Origin of the sequence: Nocardioides secundeburneus, from assembly GCF_039939255.1 — a bacterium.
Lineage (GTDB): Bacteria > Actinomycetota > Actinomycetes > Propionibacteriales > Nocardioidaceae > Nocardioides.
Map to the genome: position 1 here is coordinate 118,391 of NZ_JBDUUE010000006.1, position 17,955 is coordinate 136,345.

General features: G+C 71.1%; 19 protein-coding genes and 4 tRNA genes. 8 read left to right on the top strand and 15 right to left on the bottom strand.

All coding sequences use genetic code 11. From position 1 onward, the window contains the following. Positions 1-3: 3 nt before the first annotated feature. From ABFT23_RS16895 to ABFT23_RS16930, 8 genes are all read right to left on the bottom strand, one after another. Positions 4-1,275: a sugar ABC transporter permease gene (locus tag ABFT23_RS16895; protein WP_347897263.1), complete on the bottom strand. Its 1,272-nt coding sequence runs from the start codon at positions 1,273-1,275 to the stop codon at positions 4-6. Beyond that, positions 1,275-2,090 carry an ATP-binding cassette domain-containing protein gene (locus ABFT23_RS16900; protein WP_347897266.1) on the bottom strand — a complete coding sequence of 272 codons (816 nt, stop codon included), beginning with the start codon at positions 2,088-2,090 and terminating at the stop codon, positions 1,275-1,277. Before ABFT23_RS16900 ends, ABFT23_RS16895 begins: the two co-directional genes overlap by 1 nt. A gap of 102 nt (positions 2,091-2,192) precedes the next feature. Further along, positions 2,193-3,344 (bottom strand): sugar ABC transporter substrate-binding protein, encoded by a 1,152-nt coding sequence (locus tag ABFT23_RS16905; RefSeq protein WP_347897268.1) that lies wholly within the window; start codon positions 3,342-3,344, stop codon positions 2,193-2,195. Between the two features lie 200 nt (positions 3,345-3,544). Then, on the bottom strand, positions 3,545-4,093 hold the full coding sequence (locus ABFT23_RS16910; RefSeq protein WP_347897270.1) for an HIT family protein: 549 nt from the start codon (positions 4,091-4,093) through the stop codon (positions 3,545-3,547). Then, positions 4,090-4,782 carry a TetR/AcrR family transcriptional regulator gene (locus tag ABFT23_RS16915; protein WP_347897272.1) on the bottom strand — a complete coding sequence of 231 codons (693 nt, stop codon included), beginning with the start codon at positions 4,780-4,782 and terminating at the stop codon, positions 4,090-4,092. The genes ABFT23_RS16910 and ABFT23_RS16915 overlap by 4 nt, the downstream gene beginning before the upstream one ends. Positions 4,783-4,806: 24 nt before the next feature. After that, the gene (locus ABFT23_RS16920) at positions 4,807-6,456 is read right to left on the bottom strand and encodes an FAD-dependent oxidoreductase (protein WP_347897274.1); all 1,650 of its coding nucleotides are present in this window, start codon (positions 6,454-6,456) and stop codon (positions 4,807-4,809) included. Positions 6,457-6,484: 28 nt separating this feature from the next. Further along, the gene (locus ABFT23_RS16925; RefSeq protein WP_347897276.1) at positions 6,485-7,486 is read right to left on the bottom strand and encodes an AurF N-oxygenase family protein; all 1,002 of its coding nucleotides are present in this window, start codon (positions 7,484-7,486) and stop codon (positions 6,485-6,487) included. A 127-nt stretch (positions 7,487-7,613) separates the two neighbouring features. Further along, positions 7,614-8,111 carry a VOC family protein gene (locus ABFT23_RS16930; protein WP_347897278.1) on the bottom strand — a complete coding sequence of 166 codons (498 nt, stop codon included), beginning with the start codon at positions 8,109-8,111 and terminating at the stop codon, positions 7,614-7,616. 130 nt (positions 8,112-8,241) lie between these two features. Between ABFT23_RS16930 and ABFT23_RS16935 the strand changes: the two genes are divergently transcribed. Continuing rightward, entirely contained in the window at positions 8,242-8,766 is a 525-nt protein-coding gene (locus tag ABFT23_RS16935) for a MarR family winged helix-turn-helix transcriptional regulator (protein ID WP_347897280.1), read from the top strand. Here ABFT23_RS16935 and ABFT23_RS16940 read toward each other — a convergent pair. From ABFT23_RS16940 to ABFT23_RS16960, 5 genes are all read right to left on the bottom strand, one after another. After that, positions 8,705-9,169 (bottom strand): PPOX class F420-dependent oxidoreductase, encoded by a 465-nt coding sequence (locus ABFT23_RS16940; protein WP_347897282.1) that lies wholly within the window; start codon positions 9,167-9,169, stop codon positions 8,705-8,707. The two genes, ABFT23_RS16935 and ABFT23_RS16940, sit on opposite strands and share 62 nt — an antisense overlap. A 40-nt stretch (positions 9,170-9,209) precedes the next feature. After that, positions 9,210-9,677 (bottom strand): GNAT family N-acetyltransferase, encoded by a 468-nt coding sequence (locus ABFT23_RS16945; RefSeq protein ID WP_347897284.1) that lies wholly within the window; start codon positions 9,675-9,677, stop codon positions 9,210-9,212. Beyond that, positions 9,674-11,665: a threonine--tRNA ligase gene (thrS, locus tag ABFT23_RS16950; protein ID WP_457623622.1), complete on the bottom strand. Its 1,992-nt coding sequence runs from the start codon at positions 11,663-11,665 to the stop codon at positions 9,674-9,676. The genes ABFT23_RS16945 and thrS overlap by 4 nt, the downstream gene beginning before the upstream one ends. 95 nt (positions 11,666-11,760) lie before the next feature. After that, complete coding sequence (locus ABFT23_RS16955; protein WP_347897286.1) at positions 11,761-12,465, bottom strand: NADPH-dependent F420 reductase; 705 nt, start codon at positions 12,463-12,465, stop codon at positions 11,761-11,763. Between the two features lie 47 nt (positions 12,466-12,512). Continuing rightward, positions 12,513-12,998: a CGNR zinc finger domain-containing protein gene (locus tag ABFT23_RS16960; protein WP_347897288.1), complete on the bottom strand. Its 486-nt coding sequence runs from the start codon at positions 12,996-12,998 to the stop codon at positions 12,513-12,515. Between the two features lie 61 nt (positions 12,999-13,059). Between ABFT23_RS16960 and ABFT23_RS16965 the strand changes: the two genes are divergently transcribed. Next, positions 13,060-13,182: a hypothetical protein gene (locus ABFT23_RS16965; RefSeq protein WP_347897289.1), complete on the top strand. Its 123-nt coding sequence runs from the start codon at positions 13,060-13,062 to the stop codon at positions 13,180-13,182. A gap of 64 nt (positions 13,183-13,246) precedes the next feature. Here the strand turns inward: ABFT23_RS16965 and ABFT23_RS16970 are convergent. Next, positions 13,247-13,318, bottom strand: a tRNA-Val gene (locus ABFT23_RS16970). A 176-nt stretch (positions 13,319-13,494) separates the two neighbouring features. On the opposite strand from ABFT23_RS16970, the gene ABFT23_RS16975 reads away from it, so the two are divergent. Continuing rightward, positions 13,495-13,911 (top strand): SsgA family sporulation/cell division regulator, encoded by a 417-nt coding sequence (locus ABFT23_RS16975; protein ID WP_347897291.1) that lies wholly within the window; start codon positions 13,495-13,497, stop codon positions 13,909-13,911. 10 nt (positions 13,912-13,921) lie between these two features. On the opposite strand, the gene ABFT23_RS16980 is transcribed toward ABFT23_RS16975, so the two are convergent. Continuing rightward, on the bottom strand, positions 13,922-14,740 hold the full coding sequence (locus ABFT23_RS16980; RefSeq protein ID WP_347897293.1) for an aminotransferase class IV: 819 nt from the start codon (positions 14,738-14,740) through the stop codon (positions 13,922-13,924). A gap of 112 nt (positions 14,741-14,852) precedes the next feature. Here ABFT23_RS16980 and ABFT23_RS16985 point away from each other — a divergent pair. The 5 genes from ABFT23_RS16985 (at position 14,853) to ABFT23_RS17005 (ending at position 17,951) form a co-directional block, all read left to right on the top strand. After that, positions 14,853-14,925 (top strand) — tRNA-Gly (locus tag ABFT23_RS16985). A 43-nt stretch (positions 14,926-14,968) separates the two neighbouring features. Continuing rightward, positions 14,969-15,039, top strand: a tRNA-Cys gene (locus ABFT23_RS16990). 20 nt (positions 15,040-15,059) lie between these two features. Next, a tRNA-Val gene (locus ABFT23_RS16995) sits at positions 15,060-15,134 on the top strand. A gap of 70 nt (positions 15,135-15,204) precedes the next feature. Continuing rightward, a complete protein-coding gene (locus tag ABFT23_RS17000) occupies positions 15,205-16,518 on the top strand; it encodes a cytochrome P450 (protein WP_347897294.1) in 1,314 nt (437 codons plus the stop codon). 89 nt (positions 16,519-16,607) lie between these two features. After that, the gene (locus ABFT23_RS17005; RefSeq protein WP_347897296.1) at positions 16,608-17,951 is read left to right on the top strand and encodes an FAD-dependent oxidoreductase; all 1,344 of its coding nucleotides are present in this window, start codon (positions 16,608-16,610) and stop codon (positions 17,949-17,951) included. Positions 17,952-17,955: the final 4 nt, after the last annotated feature.

Consider the following 17,955-nt stretch of genomic DNA (forward strand, 5'->3'; position numbering starts at 1 on the left):
CGCTCAGGCCCGCCCTGTGGCGGCGCTGCGCTGACGGCTGATGGCGTCGACCGAGGCGGCGATCAGGAGCACGAACCCGGTGACGATCAGCACGGTTGCCGGGGTGGCCTGCAGCAGCGGCATGCCGTTGGCGATCACGCTGATCACCAGCCCGCCGATCACCGCGTCGGACACCTTGCCCTTGCCACCGAACAGGCTGGTGCCGCCGATGACGGCAGCGCCCACGGCGAAGAGCAGGGTCTGCGAGCCGCCGGTGTCGCCGGAGACGCCGTTGTCGCGACTGGCGATGAGGATGCCGGCGACGGCGGCGAGCGTCGAGCACATGAGGAAGCAGCTGAGCTTGATCCAGGCCACGTTGATGCCGGCACGGCGCGCGGCCTCGCTGTTGCCGCCGACGGCGTACACGTGGCGACCCCAGGGAGTGCTGCTCAGCAGGAAGCTGAGCACGACCAGCAGCGCGACGATGAGCAGGAGGACCTGCGGGACGCCCTTGAGCGAGGTGAAGGCGGGGTTGCGGCTGCGCTCGACCGAGAGGTAGGCGACGGCGGCGACGACCAGCACAGCCAGTGCGCCGGTCTTGATCGCCCACAGCAGCACCGGCTGGTGCACGAGGCCCCGGGCTCGGCGACGCGCGTTCTTGAGGTAGGTGACCGCGGCGTAGGCGGCCAGGCCGATGACGGTGAGCACCCACCCCGTCGTCACCGAGAGCGGCGCGGTGTTCAGGTTGACGAGGAACTCGTTGCTGTAGCTGAAGCTGCCGCCCTCGCCGAGGATCTTGATGACCACGCCCTGCAGCGCGAGGAACGCGGCCAGCGTCACCACGAACGACGGTATGCCCAGTCGGGAGACCAGCAACCCGATGCCGAGCCCGATCACGGCACCGGAAGCCAGGCACGCGAGCACCGCGGGGACCACGGGCCAGTCCTTGTCGACCATGAGGTAGCCGAGGATGGCGGCGCCGGTGGCGGCCGTGTAGCCCGCGGAGAGGTCGATCTCGCCGAGCAGCAGCACGAAAACCAGGCCCATGGCCAGGACGATCACGCCGGCCGACTGGTTGAGCAGGTTGGCGAAGTTGAAGGAGTTGGTGAACGACTGCGGCTTCAGGATCGAGAAGACCGTCACCAGCACGATGAGCCCGAACACCGCCGGCAGCGAGCCGACGTCGCCTCCTCGGATCCGGGCCACGTAGTCGTTGAACGCCGACTTGAGGGTCGTCGCTGCCGACGTCTGGTCGTCCGCAGCGGGCTGCGGGGTGGTCTTGGTCATGGTGCTCATCACGCCACTCCTACAGCGGTCGGGGGAAGACCGATGTCGCCCGAGCGGCCGAGCGTGATCAGCTCGACCACCTCGCCGTGCTTGACCTGGTCGGTGCGCACCTGCGCGACCATCTGGCCGAGGTAGAGCACCGCGATGTCGTCGGCGACCTGGAAGACGTCGTTGAGGTTGTGGCTGATGAGGACCACGCCGAGGCCCTTGTCGGCCAGACGGCGCACCAGCAGCAGCACCTGCTCGGTCTGCGCGACGCCGAGGGCGGCGGTGGGCTCGTCGAGGATCACCACGCGGGAGTTCCACAGCACCGCACGGGCGATCGCGACCGTCTGGCGCTGTCCGCCGGAGAGCGCGGCGACGGGGGTGCGCACCGACTGCAGCGTGCGCACCGACAGACCGTCGAGGGTCTCGCGGGCGCGCTCCTCCATCGTGCTGTCGTCGAGCATCACGCCCTTCCTCAGCTCACGTCCGAGGAACATGTTGTCGACCACGTCGAGGTTGTCGCACAGCGCGAGGTCCTGGTAGACGACCTCGATGCCGAGCGCGTTGGCGTCGCGGGGCCCGGTCACCGAGACGGCCTTGCCGTCGAAGGTGTACTCACCCGCGTCGAAGGCGTGGATGCCGGCGATGCCCTTGATCAGGGTGCTCTTGCCGGCGCCGTTGTCGCCGACGAGGGCGGTGACCTGGCCCGGGCGGACGTCGAGGTCGACGCCGCGGAGCACGTGGACCGCGCCGAAGCTCTTCTCCACGCCGCGCAGGCTGAGCAGCGGCGGTGCGGCGGGCGATGGTGGGGATTTCTCGAGGGCGGCGTCGACGGTCATGGGACCTCCACGGGGTAGGGCTCGACAGCAGGTGATCGGTGGCAGGGTGGGTCGACCCGGGACCGGCGGGGTCGCCGCCGGTCCCGGGTCAGCGTGGGTCGACTACTCGACGCCGTTGGCGGTGCAGAGCTGGGCGTAGGCGCCCTTGCACAGCTCGGCCTTGTCGGCGAAGCCGTCGGAGACGACCTTCTTGACCGAGTCGATGGTGATGATCTCCGGCGTGGCCAGGGCCGACGGGACGTCCTCGCCCGTCTCGGGGTCGGGGACGGAGCTCGTGGCGAGTGCGTCCGCGGCCTCCTTGTCGCCCTGGCTCAGGGCGATGGCCAGCTTCGCGGCCGTCTCGGCCTCGAGGTTGGTGTTCTTGTAGACGGTCATGCACTGGTTGCCGTCGAGGATGTTCTGCAGGCCCTCGATGGAGGCGTCCTGGCCGGTGACGGGGATCTTGCCCGCAGCGCCGTTGGCCTTGAGCCGGGCGATGATGCCGCCGGCCATGGTGTCGTTGGCCGAGACGACGCCGTCGATCTCGCCGTCGTTCTCGTTGTACATCTGCTCGAACACGGTGCCGGCCTTGGTCGCGTCCCACTCACCGGTCTGGTCGCCGACCAGGGTGTAGTCGCCGGAGTCGATCTTCGGCGCGAGCGCCTGCTCGTAGCCCTGCTTGAACAGCGCGGCGTTGTTGTCCTTCGGGTCACCGTTGACGTAGACGATGTTGGCCTTCGTCTTGTTCTCGGCGTCGAGGCACGAGGTCAGGCCCTCGCCCATCAGCTCGCCGACCTTCACGTTGTCGAAGGAGACGTAGTACTCCGCGCCGCCGCCCGGGGTCAGCCGGTCGTAGTCGATGCCGAGCACGCCGGCGTCGGCTGCCTTCTTGAGGCAGGCCGCGCCCGAGGCCGGGTCGAGGTTGACGATCATCAGCACGTTGACGTTCTGGTTGAGCATGCTGTCGCAGATCTTGCCGAAGGTGTCGGTCTGGCCCTGCGCGTTGTCGATGATCGAGTCGATGCCGGCGTCGTCGAACGCCTTCTGCAGGCTCGGCCGGTCGTTGGCCTCCCACCGCGGCGACGTCGTGACGTCGGGCAGGATCACGCCGACCTTGCCGGCGCTCTCGCCGCCGTCGCCACCGCTGCTGCTACCGCCGGAACCGCTGCCGGTGCCGGAGCCGCCGTCGTCCTCGCCACACGCCGCGAGCGAGCCGAACGCCAGCACGCCGACGCCCACCAGAGCGGCGAGCCGCGCTCCCCTGTTCCAACCCATCGTCCGTCCTCCATCAGTTTGGATGCCGCGATTCCGCGGTGTGACCGCGGTCACGGGATATGTTGCACGGGACAACATAGGTGGTCTGAGACCTCCACCACAAGCACTTCGGCCGACATTTTGTTGTTCACCCAAACGAACGGGCATGACGGCGCACCTCGGGACCCCGCGACCGGGGTCCGGCGGGTCGACCGGCGGGCTCAGACCCAGTGGTCGGCGAGCAGCGCGCGGGTGTCGGTGAGCAGCTCGGGCAGGGTCTTGGTGCGCCCGATGACCGGCATGAAGTTCTGGTCGCCGGGCCACCGCGGGACGACGTGCTGGTGCAGGTGGGCGGCGATGCCGGCGCCGGCCACGTGGCCCTGGTTCATGCCGACGTTGAATCCGCCGGCTCCGGACACCGCCCGGATCGTGCGCATTGCCTCGCGCGTGAGGTCGGCGATCTCGGCCGCCTCGGCGTCGGTGGTCTCGGTGTAGTCGGCGATGTGGCGGTAGGGGCAGACCATGAGGTGCCCGGGCGCGTAGGGGTAGAGGTTGAGGACGGCGAACGACAGCTCGCCGCGCCGCACGACGAGCCCGGCGGCGTCGTCGAGGCCCGGGATGCGGCAGAACGGGCACTGGGGCGCGGTGTCGTCGGCCGGCTTGTTCTCGCCACGGATGTAGGCGAGCCGGTGCGGCGTCCAGAGCCGGTCGAGCTCGTCGGCGTCGCCGACGCCGTCCTGCCGGACGGGCCCGTCGTCGGAGGTCGTCACGAGGCGGGGCCGTCGCCGGTGGGCAGCAGGTCGACGAGCGGCAGGTCGGGGTCGATCCTGAGCCCCAGGCGCCGTGCGTGGCCGTCGAGCAGGTTCCACACCGACTCGGAGAGCAGATCGACCAGCACCGTGGCCGAGGGCTGGCGCGGGTCGCGGGAGACCCATCGGCGGACGGCGCCGAACACGGCGCCGACGAGGCCGTGCGACAGCGGGTCGACGAGCGCCCGCTCGTCGTCGTCGAGCTCGGCCCCGAGCAGGGCGATCGCGAGCTGCAGCAGCTCGGTGACGGCACTGGCGATGCGGTCGGTGCCCTGCGCGACCGGGCCCGACATCTCCTGGGCGGCGAAGGCGTGCGCGGCGGGGTGCTCGACGACCCAGTCGACGTAGGAGGAGATGATCCGGCGGATGATCTGGGCCACGGTGCCGTCGAGGGTGACCTCCGGGATCAGCCCGGCCGTGAGGTCGTCGAGGATGTGCGCCCGGATGGCTCGGTCGAGGTCGGCACGGTCGTCGAAGTGGCGGTAGACCACCGTGCGGTTGAGACCGGCGCGCTGCGCGATCTGCTGCACGTGGAAGTCGTCGCCGGGCTCACCGGCGCCGATGACCGCGAGGGCGGCGTCGAGGATGGTGGCCCGGCGTTCCTCGTTGTGCTTGTCCCACCGGGCCTGACGCCCGTCCTGCTGGCCCATGCCACCTCGTCCGTGCCTGCCGCTCTACCGGCCCGCGAGAACCTCCCGCACCTTCGAAGGGTAACGGCGACGCCGAGCCGGCGCAGGGGCGGCGTGCGCGACGCGCAGCATCTCCGCGACGTCGACGATCTTGGCGCGGGGCCGCGACCGCGTCGCGCCCCGACGGCGCTCCTCGGCGTCGAGGCGGCGCCAGGCGGCGAGGTCGACGGCGTCCGGGCAGCGGGCGGCGACGAGGGCGTCGAGCTCGGCGCGGGTGCCGGACGGCGCGGGCAGGCCGGCGTCGAGGTCGTCGAGCAGCGAGCTCACGGTCTGCTCGGCGCACGTCTTGTTCGTGCCGATGAAGCCCGAGGGGCCGCGCTTGACCCAGCCGGCGACGTAGAGGCCGGGCCGCACGCGGCCCGCCTCGTGGGGCACGGTGCCCGTGGCCTCGTCGAAGGGCAGGTCGGCCACCGGCCGGCCGCGGTAGCCGATCGCGCGCAGGACCAGGCCGGTCTCGAGGGTCTCGCGGACGCCGTCGCGCTCGACGACGACGCCGCGCACGCCGGTCTCGTGGTCGCCCTCGATCTCGATCGGCCGAGTGTGGAAGCGCAGCACGATGCGGGCGACGCCGGCGCGCGGCGCGCGGGAGGCGAGGTCGGCCAGGATCTGGAGCTTGCGCCCGCCTGCGGGGATCGCCGCTCCCCCGGTGTCGACGACGACGTCGAGCACCCCGTCGTCGACCAGCCCGACGAGCCCGACGAGCTCGGGGAGCGTGAACGCGGCCTCGGCCGGCCCGCGTCGTCCGAGCACGACGACCTCGCGCACGCCGCTGCGCGACAGGGCGGCCCACGGCAGCGCGGCCATGTCGGTGCGCTCGAGGACGGCGGGGTCGCGGGTCAGGATGCGCGCGACGTCGAGGGCGACGTTGCCGTTGCCGACGACGACGGCGCGGCCCGACGGGTGGTCGAGCGGCACCTCGAGGTCCTGCTGGCCGGGGTGGCCGTTGTACCAGCCGACGACGTCGGTGGCCGACAGCGAGCCGGGCAGCTGCTCCCCGTCGATGCCGAGGCTGCGATCACTGCTCGCGCCGACCGCGTAGACGACGGCGTCGTAGTGCTGCCGCAGGTCGGCGAGGTCGAGGTCGGTGCCGACCTCGACGCCGAGCAGGTAGCGGAAGCCGGGCTGGTCCTCGACGGCGCGGAAGAGCTTCTCGACGCGCTTGGTGTGTGGGTGGTCGGGGGCGACACCCGCGCGCACCAGTCCGTAGGGCGTGGGCAGCCGGTCGTAGACGTCGACCTCGACCTCGGGGTGCTTGAGCAGCTCGTCGGCGGCGTAGAGGCCGGCCGGGCCGGCGCCGACCACCGCGACGCGGCGCACCCGCCGCTCGACCAGGCGGCGCTGCGCGACCACGACCGACAGCGGGGTGCGGTCGTGGTGCGGGAAGCAGTCGTAGTAGTCGGCGTTGATCGCGACGAACGGCTGCTCCTCGCGGGTCAGGGTCGAGGCCGGCTTGATGGCGTCGACCGGGCACGCCGTGGCGCAGGCGCCGCAGCCGACGCACGCGGTGGCGTCGACGAAGAGCATCTCGGCGGTGGCGAAGCCGGGCTCGCCCGGCGCGGGGTGGATGCAGTTGACCGGGCACGCGACGACGCACGAGGCATCGGCGCAGCACGACTGCGTGACGACGTACGCCATGACGGCTCGGCCTCTCGTCGTCCGGGCGTCAGGACGCCGCGGACGCGGGCGCGCTGCGGAAGCGCGAGCTGCGGCCGTCGATCCTCATCAGGCGCCACACGCGTCGGGAGACCGGGTTCATCATGCCGGTCTGCTCGGCGAGCATGCGGACGTCGCCGAAGAGGTCGCGCAGGAACTTCTGCGACTCCTCGCCCTCCCAGTAGAGGTCCTTCATGACCGAGCGCGGGATGCCCATGTCCTTCTGGGCCTGCTTGCTCGGCACCAGGATCTCGTTGCAGAGCCACTTCATGATGACCGGCACGACGATCGACAGCACGGCCCGCTCGGGCTTGCTGAGCCGGGGCGCGTTGTGCACGAGGTACTGGTGCGCGAAGCCGATGTGACGGGCCTCTTCGGCCACGTGGATCTGCATGATGCGCTGCAGCAGCGGGTGCATGTCGTCGCCGGCCCGCAGGATCGACTTCTGCACGTGGTCGATGGGCTCCTCGCCGGCCAGCACCCCGTAGTAGAAGCCGTAGGGCGCGAGGCGTGCGGCCAGCGGCAGGACCGGGCTGAGCAGGTGGAACAGGCGCGAGCCACCCGGGACGTCCTGCCCCGAGCGGTTCACGAACTCCTGGAACATCTGCGTGTGGTGGGTCTCCTCGGTCGCCTCGTGCGTGGCGTAGCGGAACTCCGCCGAGCCGTTGGGCAGCGAGTAGACGTAGTTCATCAGCCCGGCGACGAGGATCTGCTCGAACTGCAGCCCGACCTTGGTCACGTTGGCCTGGCGGTAGAGCCCGATGCGGATCCGCTCGTCCTTCGGGAGCCCCTGGTACCACGGGTGACGCCCGAGGACGTCGACCTCGGGCAGGATCCACCGCTCGTCGGTCGGGTCGATGGCGAGGTCGGGGTCGTCCCACGCGATGTCGGTGAACGCGTCGAAGTGCTGCTCGACGGAGGCCTCGCTGAGCGTCCTGAGGCGCTCCTCGTAGGTCTGGAACGGCGCCTCGTGGACGACGTCGTCGGCCTTCGGGTCCATGGTCGCGGTCATGGGGGGTCACCTCTCACCGTTGATGGGTCAACGGCCCCGAGGTTAGTGCGACGCCATGTTGCAAGTAAAGAGTGTCTGCGACATTACGTCTCGGTAACATAGATAGCCGCAGGTCAGCGGCCTGAGATCACAGGACGTGCTCGCCGTACATCTCCCCCAGCGGGTCGGCGATGAGCTCGATGCGGGCCCCGTCGGGGTCGGTGAAGTAGACCGACACCCCGCTGTGCACGACGTGGTCGACGCCGGCGGCCTCGAGCTTGGCGACGAGGCGGTCCCAGTGCGCCGGGTCGACCGAGATCGCACAGTGGTGCAGCCCGCCGAGCACCTCGGCGTACGGCCCGACGTCGAGCCCGGGGAAGTCGAAGAACGCGAGCAGGTTGTCGTGGCCGATGTCGAAGAAGAAGTGCGAGCTGCCCGGGTAGTCGCGGTTCTCGATCAGCTCGGTGAGCGGGAACTCCAGCAGGTCCTGGTAGAAGCGGATCGTGCGCTCGACGTCGCTGCTGATCAGCGCGGTGTGGTGCAGGCCCCGCGCCGATGACGCGGGCCGCTCCCCCGCCGGTCGCAGGTGCTGCTCGCGCAGGCGGGCGCGTTCGGACTCGATGGCGCTCAGGTCGGGCGTGGTCATGACTCTCCTCCAGGCAGTGCGGTCAGGTGGTGGTCGACGACGCGGTGGACGTCGACGCGGGGCGGGGCACCGTCGACGTCATGCTGCTCCAAGGTAGGTGACACGTCAACTATTCCTCTAAGCTGAACCCGTGACCGTCGACGAGCCGTGGCTGAGCCCCGAGCAGCAGCAGGCCTGGCGACACTGGATCGCCCTCAGCACGGCGCTGCCCGCCGTCCTCAACCGGCAGCTGCAGGAGGACTCCGGGCTCTCGCTCAGCGACTACGACGTGCTGGTCGCCCTGAGCGAGACCACCGACGGCCGCCTGCGCGTCAGCGACCTCGCCGCCGCCGTCGGGTGGGAGCGCAGCCGCCTGTCGCACCACGTGCGGCGCATGGCCGGGCGCGGGCTGGTCGAGCGCGAGGAGTGCGCCGACGACGGGCGCGGAGCCTGGATCACCATGACGTCGCGGGGCACCACCGCCATCCGCGAGGCCGCGCCGGCGCACGCGCGGTTGGTCGGACAGCTTGTCTTCGACGATCTCGACGACGACGAGCTGGCCGTGCTCGAGACGGTGCTGGCCGGCGTCCGTGAGCGGGCCGGCGGGGCAGCCCTCAGTCGGCGAGGCGCTCGGGGAACCCGCCCGTCGCGACCGGGCCCCACCGGGTCGGCGTGATGCGCAGCAGCGACTTGCCCTGGTCGCGCATGGCCTGGCGGTACTCGTCCCAGTCGGGGTGCTCGCCGGCGATGCAGCGGAAGTAGTCGACGAGCGGCTCCACGGCGTCCTCGCCGTCGAGCACCTCGCAGGTGCCGTCGACCTGCACGTAGGCGTCGTCGAACTCGTCGCCGAGCACGACGACGCTCACCTGCGGGTCGCGCCGCGCGTTGGCGGTCTTGGCCCGCTCGGGGTAGGTCGAGATCACCAGGCGGCCCTCGTCGTCGACTCCCCCGCTGACCGGGCTCGCCTGCGGCGAACCGTCCTTGCGGCGCGTGATCAGCACGAAGTGGTGACGCGGGCGGACGAAGTCGAGCAGCTCGTCGCGCGAGACCTGCGTGGCGGTGGCGATGGTCCGAGGCATGACGCCGACCCTAGCCAGCGCCACCGCCCCGCAGGGGTGGTCAGCCGTCGGTGCGCCAGGAGTAGCGGACCCGGTCGACGTCCTCGGTGGCGCCGCGGCTCTTGAACGTGGCCCGGGCGCCGGCGTTGCGCTCGCCGGTGCCGGTGACGACCCAGACGCCCCGGCTCTGCGTGTCGAAGGCGAGCGACTCGAGCGCGTCGAGCATCGCGTGGCCGATGCGGCGGCCGCGCTGCGACTCGTCGACGCGCATGTCGTAGATGAACATCTCCGTGCCGCGGTCGGGGTAGTGCATCTCGATCACGGTGACCATGCCGACCGGCTTGTCCCCGTCGTAGGCGAGGATCAGGTGGTGGGCGGAGTCGCCGAGGAAGCGACGCACGGCGTCGGGGCGCAGGTCGTGCTCGAACAGGTGCGCGGCGGCCTCGACGTCCTCGGCGGTGACGGCCAGCCGGATCTGCACGCCGTCGACCTTCTCGGAGGTGGTCGGGGCCGGGACCTCGCCGCTCACACCTGCTCCCGCGAGTTCACGGCGGACGCGACGCGCGCGATCGCCTCGTCGATCGGGACGCCGTTGTCCTGGCGTCCGTCGCGGTAGCGGAAGGAGACCGCGCCCGCCTCGATGTCGTCGTTGCCGGCGATGAGCATGAAGGGCACCTTCTGGAGTTGGGCGTTGCGGATCTTCTTCTGGAAGCGGTCGTCGGAGTAGTCGACCTCGACCCGCAGGCCCTGCGACCGCATGCGGCGCGCGACGTCCTGGAGGTAGTCGTTGGCGAACTCGGCCACCGGGATGCCCTGCACCTGCACGGGGGCGAGCCACGGGGGGAACGCACCGGCGTAGTGCTCGACGAGCACGCCGAGGAACCGCTCGATCGAGCCGAACTTGGCCGAGTGGATCATCACCGGCTGCTTGCGGGTGCCGTCGGAGGCCTGGTAGGTCAGGTCGAAGCCCTGCGGCTGGTTGAAGTCGTACTGGATGGTCGACATCTGCCAGGTGCGCCCGATGGCGTCCTTGGCCTGCACCGAGACCTTCGGGCCGTAGAACGCCGCGCCGCCCGGGTCGGGCACGAGCTCGAGGCCGGACTCCTCGCAGGCGACCCGGAGCACCTCGGTGGCGGTGTCCCACTGCTCCTGCGAACCGACGAACTTGTCGGGCTTGGAGTCGTCGCGGGTGGAGAGCTCGAGGTAGAAGTCGTCGAGGCCGAAGTCACGCAGCAGGCCGAGCACGAAGTCGAGGAGGTGCTTGATCTCCCCGGGCGCCTGCTCCTCGGTGACGTAGGAGTGCGAGTCGTCCTGGGCGAAGCCGCGCACCCGGGTCAGGCCGTGGATGACGCCGGACTTCTCGTAGCGGTAGACGTGCCCGAACTCGAACAGCCGCAGCGGCAGCTCACGGTAGGACCGACCGCGCGAGCGGTAGATCAGGTTGTGCATCGGGCAGTTCATGGCCTTGAGGTAGTAGTTCGCGCCCTCGAACTCCATGGGCGGGAACATGCCGTCGGCGTAGTAGGGCAGGTGCCCGCTCAGGTGGAAGGTGTGCTCCTTCGAGATGTGCGGCGTGCCGACGTAGTCGAAGCCCTCCTCGATGTGGCGCTGGCGGACGTAGTCCTCCATCTCGCGCTTGATCACGCCGCCCTTGGGGTGGAAGACCGGCAGGCCGGAGCCGATCTCGTCGGGGAAGCTGAACAGGTCGAGGTCGCGCCCGAGCTTGCGGTGGTCGCGCTTCTCCGCCTCGGCGATGCGCTCGAGGTGGGCGTCGAGCGCCTCCTTCGACTCCCACGCGGTGCCGTAGATGCGCTGCAGCTGCTTGTTCTTCTCGTCGCCGCGCCAGTAGGCGGCCGCGCTGCGCATCAGCTTGAACGCCGGGATGCGCTTGGTGGTCGGCAGGTGCGGGCCGCGGCACAGGTCGCTCCACACGGTCTCCTTCGACCGCGGATTGACGTTGTCGTAGATGGTGAGCTCGCCGGCGCCGACCTCGACGCTCGCGCCCTCGGCGGCGTCCTCGACGCCGGCGCCACCCTTGAGGCCGATGAGCTCGATCTTGTACGGCTCGTCCTGCAGCTCGTCGAGGGCGTCGCCGTCGGTGGTGACGCGGCGCTCGAAGCGCTGCCCCTCCTTGATGATCTTGCGCATGCGGGTCTCGATCTTGGCGAGATCCTCCGGCACGAACGGCGTGGGCACGTCGAAGTCGTAGTAGAAGCCGTCGGTGATCGGCGGGCCGATGCCGAGCTTGGCCTCGGGGAAGAGGTCCTGCACGGCCTGCGCCATGACGTGCGCAGTCGAGTGGCGCAGGATGTCGTGGCCGTCGGCGCTGTCGATCGCGACCGAGGCGACCTCGTCGCCGTCCTGGAGCTCGTAGGAGAGGTCCTTGAGCTCACCGCCCACCCGGACCGCGACGACGTCGGCCTCGTCGGCGAAGAGCTCCCAGGCCTTGGTGCCCGTCGTGGTGGCCCGCTCCTCACGCTCACCGGCGTGGATGCGGACGACCTGGATGTCGGACACGAGGGTTCCTCTCGGCTGTGCCCGCCGCTGGTCGGCGGGCCTCGCCGATCGTATCGACGCCGTGACCGACGCCGCGCGCCGGTTTGCCCGTGGCGTCACATGTCGCGGTAGCGCTTCGCCTCGGCGAGCTTCGCGGCGACCAGCTCGGGCTTCGCCGGACGCGGATTCGCCCAGTCGTCGCCGTCGACGTAGAGGCCGGCGTAGGCAGCGGTGTCACGCTGCACGCGCCAGCCCTCGGCGAGCGGGCCGAGGTCGTAGGTGTCGTAGCCGATCGAGTCGACGAAGGCGGTCACGGTGCGCTTCGCAGCGTCGTCGTCGCCGGCGATGGTGATGACACTGCGCTCGGGGCTGCCGCTCGGGCGGCCAAGGATGGCGAGGTGGCCGAAGTAGATGTTGTTGAAGCCCTTGACGACGTGCGAGGTCGGCAGGTGGGCCTGCAGCAGCTCCGACGTGGTCGTCGACTCGTCGTCGAGCTCGGCGATCTGCCCGTCGCGCTCGGGGTAGTAGTTGTTGGTGTCGATCACGACCTTGCCGGCCAGCGGCTCGACCGGAACGTCGCGGTAGGACTTCAGCGGCACGGTGACGATGACGAGGTCACCCGCCTCGGCGGCCTCGGCGGGCGTGGCCGCCCGGGCTCGAGGACCGAGCTCGGCGACGAGGTCCGCGAGCGTGTCGGGTCCGCGCCGGTTGCTGACGACGACGTCGTGACCGGCCGCGACGGCCAGACGGGCGAGCGTGCCACCGATGTTGCCGGCGCCGATGAGACCGACGGTGAGCGGGGACTGCGGGGTGGTGGTCATACCAGGCACATCGCCCGCGGCCGCGGTCCTATTCCGTGACTGACGAGTCAGGCGGTGGCGCGGGCTCGGTGCCGGCGGACGGCGTCGCGGTTGGCGCAGGCCCTGCCGCAGTAGCGCTGGCGCCCCGTGCGCGAGAAGTCAGCGTAGACCCGGTCGCAGCCGTCGACGGCGCAGCGGCCGAGCCGGTGCATGCCGCGTCCGGTGAGGTGCAGCGCCGTGCCGACCGAGACGAGCGCGGCCACCACCTGTCCCATGGTGAGGTCGTCGGCGCGGTAGTGCAGGTGCCAGCCCGACCCGGCGTGGTCGGTGATGCGCGGGTGCGACGACGACGCCGCCAGCAACGCGTTGACCCTCGCCGCCCGCGCGGCGGGGTCGGTCTCGTCGACGACGTCGACCCAGTCGTCGAGGAAGGCCCGCACGGACTCGTGGTCGTGACTCGTCACCCGCCCCATGACGACGAGCCCCGCGTCGTCCAGCCGGCGCTCGAGCGCGGCGGCCGTGGCCGGCCAGTCGGTCGCGAGGTTCACGGCCATCCGGACCGGATCCTCGCCGTAAGGGTTGAGATGCACAAGACCATGACAGCACGCTGGGCGCATGACTGTCGAGCACCTGCACCTGTGGTCCGTCGCCTCCTCGCACTTCACCAGCGACGGACCGGTCGTCTACGAGCGCTGCCGGTGCGGCGCCTACCGGCTGCGGCAGGGTGCGGACACCTAAGGCTGGGACGACGAGAGGCCGGCTTCCCTGTGGGAATCCAGCCTCTGACTTGCGGTGCTTCGGGTGGGCGATACTGGGTTCGAACCAGTGACCTCTTCGGTGTGAACGAAGCGCGCTACCACTGCGCCAATCGCCCCCTGGACTGCGATCGGGACTCTAACGCATCGGCTCGCCAGGCTCCCACTTGGTCACCGTTTGGTAACGGCAGCAGAAAACACCCCCAGGAGGTGCAACCAGATCGGTCCGGAAGGCGTCCACTGGTGTGAGGGGCTCGCTCCGTCCCCTCATCCTCGGATCCAAGGGACGCCCCACATGACGTACCGGCCGCTCGCCTCGGCAGTCACCGCCGACATCGCCCTGCACTGCGACGACGAGCAGGGCCGGCCCATGGCCTTCATGGCCACCTTCGCCTACGAGCCCCTCGATCCGTGGGCGGTCCAGGTCACGTTGCACCTGCCGGGCGTCGACGTCCCGTGGGTCGTGGCGCGCTCGCTGCTGGTGCGCGGGCTGGGCGAACCCGTCGGCGAGGGCACGGTGCGGCTGCGGCCCGGGGTCGACGAGGAGGGTCGTGCGCTCGTGCACATCGTCTTCCACGCCCGCGAGGGTCGGCTGCGCGTCGACGTCCGCGCCGCCGAGCTGCTGGCCTTCCTGGGCCGCACGTGGCTCGCCGTGCGTCCGGGCGAGGAGTCGGCCGACGTCGACAGGTTTCTCGCCGACGTGCTGCGCTGAACCCGCCCGCCTACTGCCCGAGCAGCTCCGGCTCGCGTGCCCGCCAGGTCGCGGCGGCGGCCTGCGTGACGGGCCCGACCTCGAGCGTCCGCTCGCCCCACCGGACGACGGGCTGCACGTCGCGCGTCGTCGAGACCAGGAGCACCTCGTCGGCGGCCTCGGCCACCGCGATCGGCTCGTCGACCTCGCGTCCGCCGTGCCACTCGAGCAGCAGCGCCCGGGTCACGCCGGCGAGGCAGCCGCTGGCAAGCGTCGGGGTGCGCAGCTCGCCGTCGACCACGTAGAAGACGTTGGTGCCCGTGCCTTCGCACAGGTGGCCGGCGAGGTTGGCGAACACCGCCTCGGAGGCCCCGAGCCGCTGCGCCTCGGCCAGGGCGACGACGTTCTCGGCGTACGACGTCGTCTTGAGCCCGGCCAGGGCGCCGCGCTCGTTGCGCGGCCACGGCACGGTGACGATGCTCGTCGTCGCGGCCGTGGGGTCCATCGGCGCCGTGACGACGACGACCGTCATCGGGTGGTCGCCGCGGCCCGAGCCCAGCGGCGCGGGTCCGCCGGTCAGGGTGATCCGGATGCGGCCGAGCGGGAGGTCCTGGCCGGCGAGCGTCGCCTCGATGCCGGCACGCACGTGGTCGACGTCGACCTCCCCCAGCCCGAGGCCGGCGGCGGAGCGGGCCAGGCGGGCGAGGTGCAGCCCCAGCGCGAAGGGTCGACCGTCGACGACCTTGACCGCCTCGAAGACGCCGTCGCCGACCGTGAACCCGTGGTCGACGACGCTCACCGCCGGCCCGGTCGCGTCGTCCAGCAGGGCCCCGTCGATCCACGCTCGCATGGCTCCCAACCTAGTGACGACACCTGCTCGACACGTCGACGTCGGTACCGGTTTTGGCGTCGCCGACCACGTGGGCTACTGTTCTCACGCACTCCAGAACACCGGAGCGCATGCGGACATAGCTCAGTTGGTAGAGCGCAACCTTGCCAAGGTTGAGGTCGCGAGTTCGAGTCTCGTTGTCCGCTCTGAGAGGTCAAGTGTCACGGCCGGACCTCCAGCCAGTAGCACGGTGGGTTGGCCGAGAGGCGAGGCAACGGACTGCAAATCCGTGTACACGGGTTCAAATCCCGTACCCACCTCGAGCACGACAACTCAACACGGACGATTGGCGCAGCGGTAGCGCGCTTCCTTGACACGGAAGAGGTCACTGGTTCAAACCCAGTATCGTCCACCACCGAGCAGGAGCGGCCCGTCGGGCCGCTCCTGTTCTCGTTCTGCTGCCGCCGTCACGGCAGACTGACGGTATGTCGCTCACGACCACGGCCCAGGCGCGCACCCGCTGGGTGCTCGGCCACGCCCTGCCCACCGTCGCGATCAGCCGCCAGGCGCGCCGGGGTGACCTGCAGGGGATGGCGATCAAGCACAGCAGCACCTCGCAGGACCTGCCGCTCGACCTGTTCGCGCAGATCCGTGCGGCCGGCACCTTCTACGACGGACGGTTCTCGTCGGTGACGGCGCGGCACGCCGTCGTCCGCGAGACCCTCACGAGCCCTGACGTGCAGGCGGGCCTGGGCATCGACGGCTCCGGACCCGTCGCGCGGCTGGCGCGCTGGGCCGGGAGCTCGTCGCCACTGGGTCCGCTCGCTCCCCCGTCGCTGCTGGCCACCGAGCCGCCCGACCACACCCGCATGCGCCGGCTCGTGACGCGCGTGTTCACGGTGCGGGCCGTCGAGCGCCTGCGCACGCGCACCGAGGAGGTCGCCCACGAGCTGCTCGACGACCTCTCCCGGACGGCGCGCACCACTCCGGTCGACCTGGTCGACGCCTACGCCGCCCTGCTGCCGGTCACCGTGATCTGCGAGATCCTCGGCGTGCCGCTCGAGGAGCGCGACGTCGTCCGGCGCTTCGGGACGCTCGCGGCGCCGAGCCTCGACATGGGCCTGCCGTCGGCGCGGTTCCGCGAGGTCGAGGACGCTCTGCGGGAGTTCGACGGCTGGCTGCAGCGGCACGTCGACCGCGTGCGCCGCCGTCCGGGAGACGACCTGCTCAGCCAACTGGTCGCCGTCCGCGACGACGACGGCGGAGCGCTGAGCGACGCCGAGCTCATCTCGACGTCGGGCCTGGTGCTCGCGGCCGGCTTCGAGACGACGGTCAACCTGATCGGCAACGGCGTCAGCCTGCTCGCCCAGCACCCCGAGCAGCGGGCCGCGCTGGTCGCCGGCGACGCCGCCTGGACGACGGCCGTCGACGAGGTGCTGCGGTTCGACCCGCCGGTGCTGCTGACCGGGCGCACCGTCACCCGCGACACCGAGGTCGCCGGGCACCCGCTGCGACGCGGCCGCATCGTGACGACGCTGCTCGCCGCCGCCAACCGCGACCCCGAGGTCTTCACCGCCCCCGACGCCTTCGACGTGCGACGCGACAACGCGGGCGACCACCTCAGCTTCTCGGGCGGGCGCCACTACTGCCTGGGCGCGGCCCTGGCCCGCATGGAGGGCGTCGTCGCGCTCCAGGTACTGCACGAGCGGTTCCCCGACCTCGCCGTCATACCGGGCGGACGCCGTCGTACGACCCGCATCCTGCGCGGCTGGGAGACGCTGCCGGTCACCCTCGGGTGACCCGCGCCACACTCCTCACAGGTTGAACCTGTGACCCCACAGGAACGCGGTGGCTACTGGCGGCGTCGTCCGGTCAGCACCCTGGAAGCATGAGCACCTACCGCGTCGCCGTCGTCGGGGCTGGACCCGCAGGCATCTACGCCGCCGACTACCTGACCCAGGAGCGCGACGACGTCCACGTCGACGTGCTCGAGCAGCTGCCGGCCCCCTACGGCCTGGTCCGCTACGGCGTCGCACCCGACCACCCGCGCATCAAGGAGATCATCAAGGCCCTGGGCCGCGTGCTCGCCAAGGACCGCATCCGCTTCCTCGGCAACGTCTCCTACGGCACCGACCTCAAGCTCGACGACCTGCGCCGTCTCTACGACGCCGTCGTGTTCTCGACCGGTGCCTCCGTCGACCGTCCGCTCGACATCCCGGGCATCGACCTGCCCGGCAGCCACGGTGCCGCCGACTTCGTCTCCTGGTACGCCGGCCACCCGGACGGCGCCCGCGAGTGGCCGCTCGAGGGCCCGACGTCGGTCGCCGTCATCGGCGCCGGCAACGTCGCCCTCGACGTCGCCCGGATGCTCGCCAAGCCCGCCGACGAGCAGCTGGTCACCGAGATCGCCGCCAACGTGCACGCCGGCCTGGCGGCCAGCACGATCCGCGACGTGCACGTCTTCGCCCGGCGCGGACCGGCCCAGGTGAAGTTCACGCCCATGGAGCTGCGCGAGCTCTCCCACTCCCCCGAGGTCGACGTCATCGTGCACCCCGAGGGCTTCGAGATCGACGAGGCCAGCCAGGCCGCCATCTCGGGCAACAAGGGCACCCGCCTCGTGGTCGACACGCTGCTGAAGTACCTCGAGGCCGAGCCCACCGGGGCCGAGCGCCGCATCCACGTGCACCTGTGCCAGGCGCCGGTCGAGATCCTGGGCGAGGAGCGCGTCGAGGGCATCCGCACCGAGACGATGGAGCTGCAGGGCGACGCCACCGTGCGCGGCATTGGCGAGTACGTCGACACGCCCGTGCAGGCCGTCTACCGAGCCGTCGGCTACCAGCCGAGCCCCGTGCTCGACCTGCCGTACGACGCCAGCGCGGGCCTGGTGCCCAACGAGGCCGGACGCGTGGTCGACCTCGACGGCACCGCGCTCGAGGGCACCTACGTGACGGGGTGGATCCGTCGTGGCCCGGTGGGCCTCATCGGCCACACCAAGTCCGACGCCTCACAGGTGGTCGCCAGCCTGGTCGCCGACCTCGAGGACCTGCCCGGTCGCGAGGAGCGTGACCCCGACGCGATCCTGGCCCACCTGGCCGAGCGCGGCGTCACGGTCACGACCTGGGCCGACTGGGAGCGCCTCGACGCCCACGAGCAGGCCCTCGGCGAGGCCGCCGGCCGCCTGCGGGTCAAGGTCGTGCCGCGCGAGGACATGATCGCCGCCTCGCGGTCCTGACCGG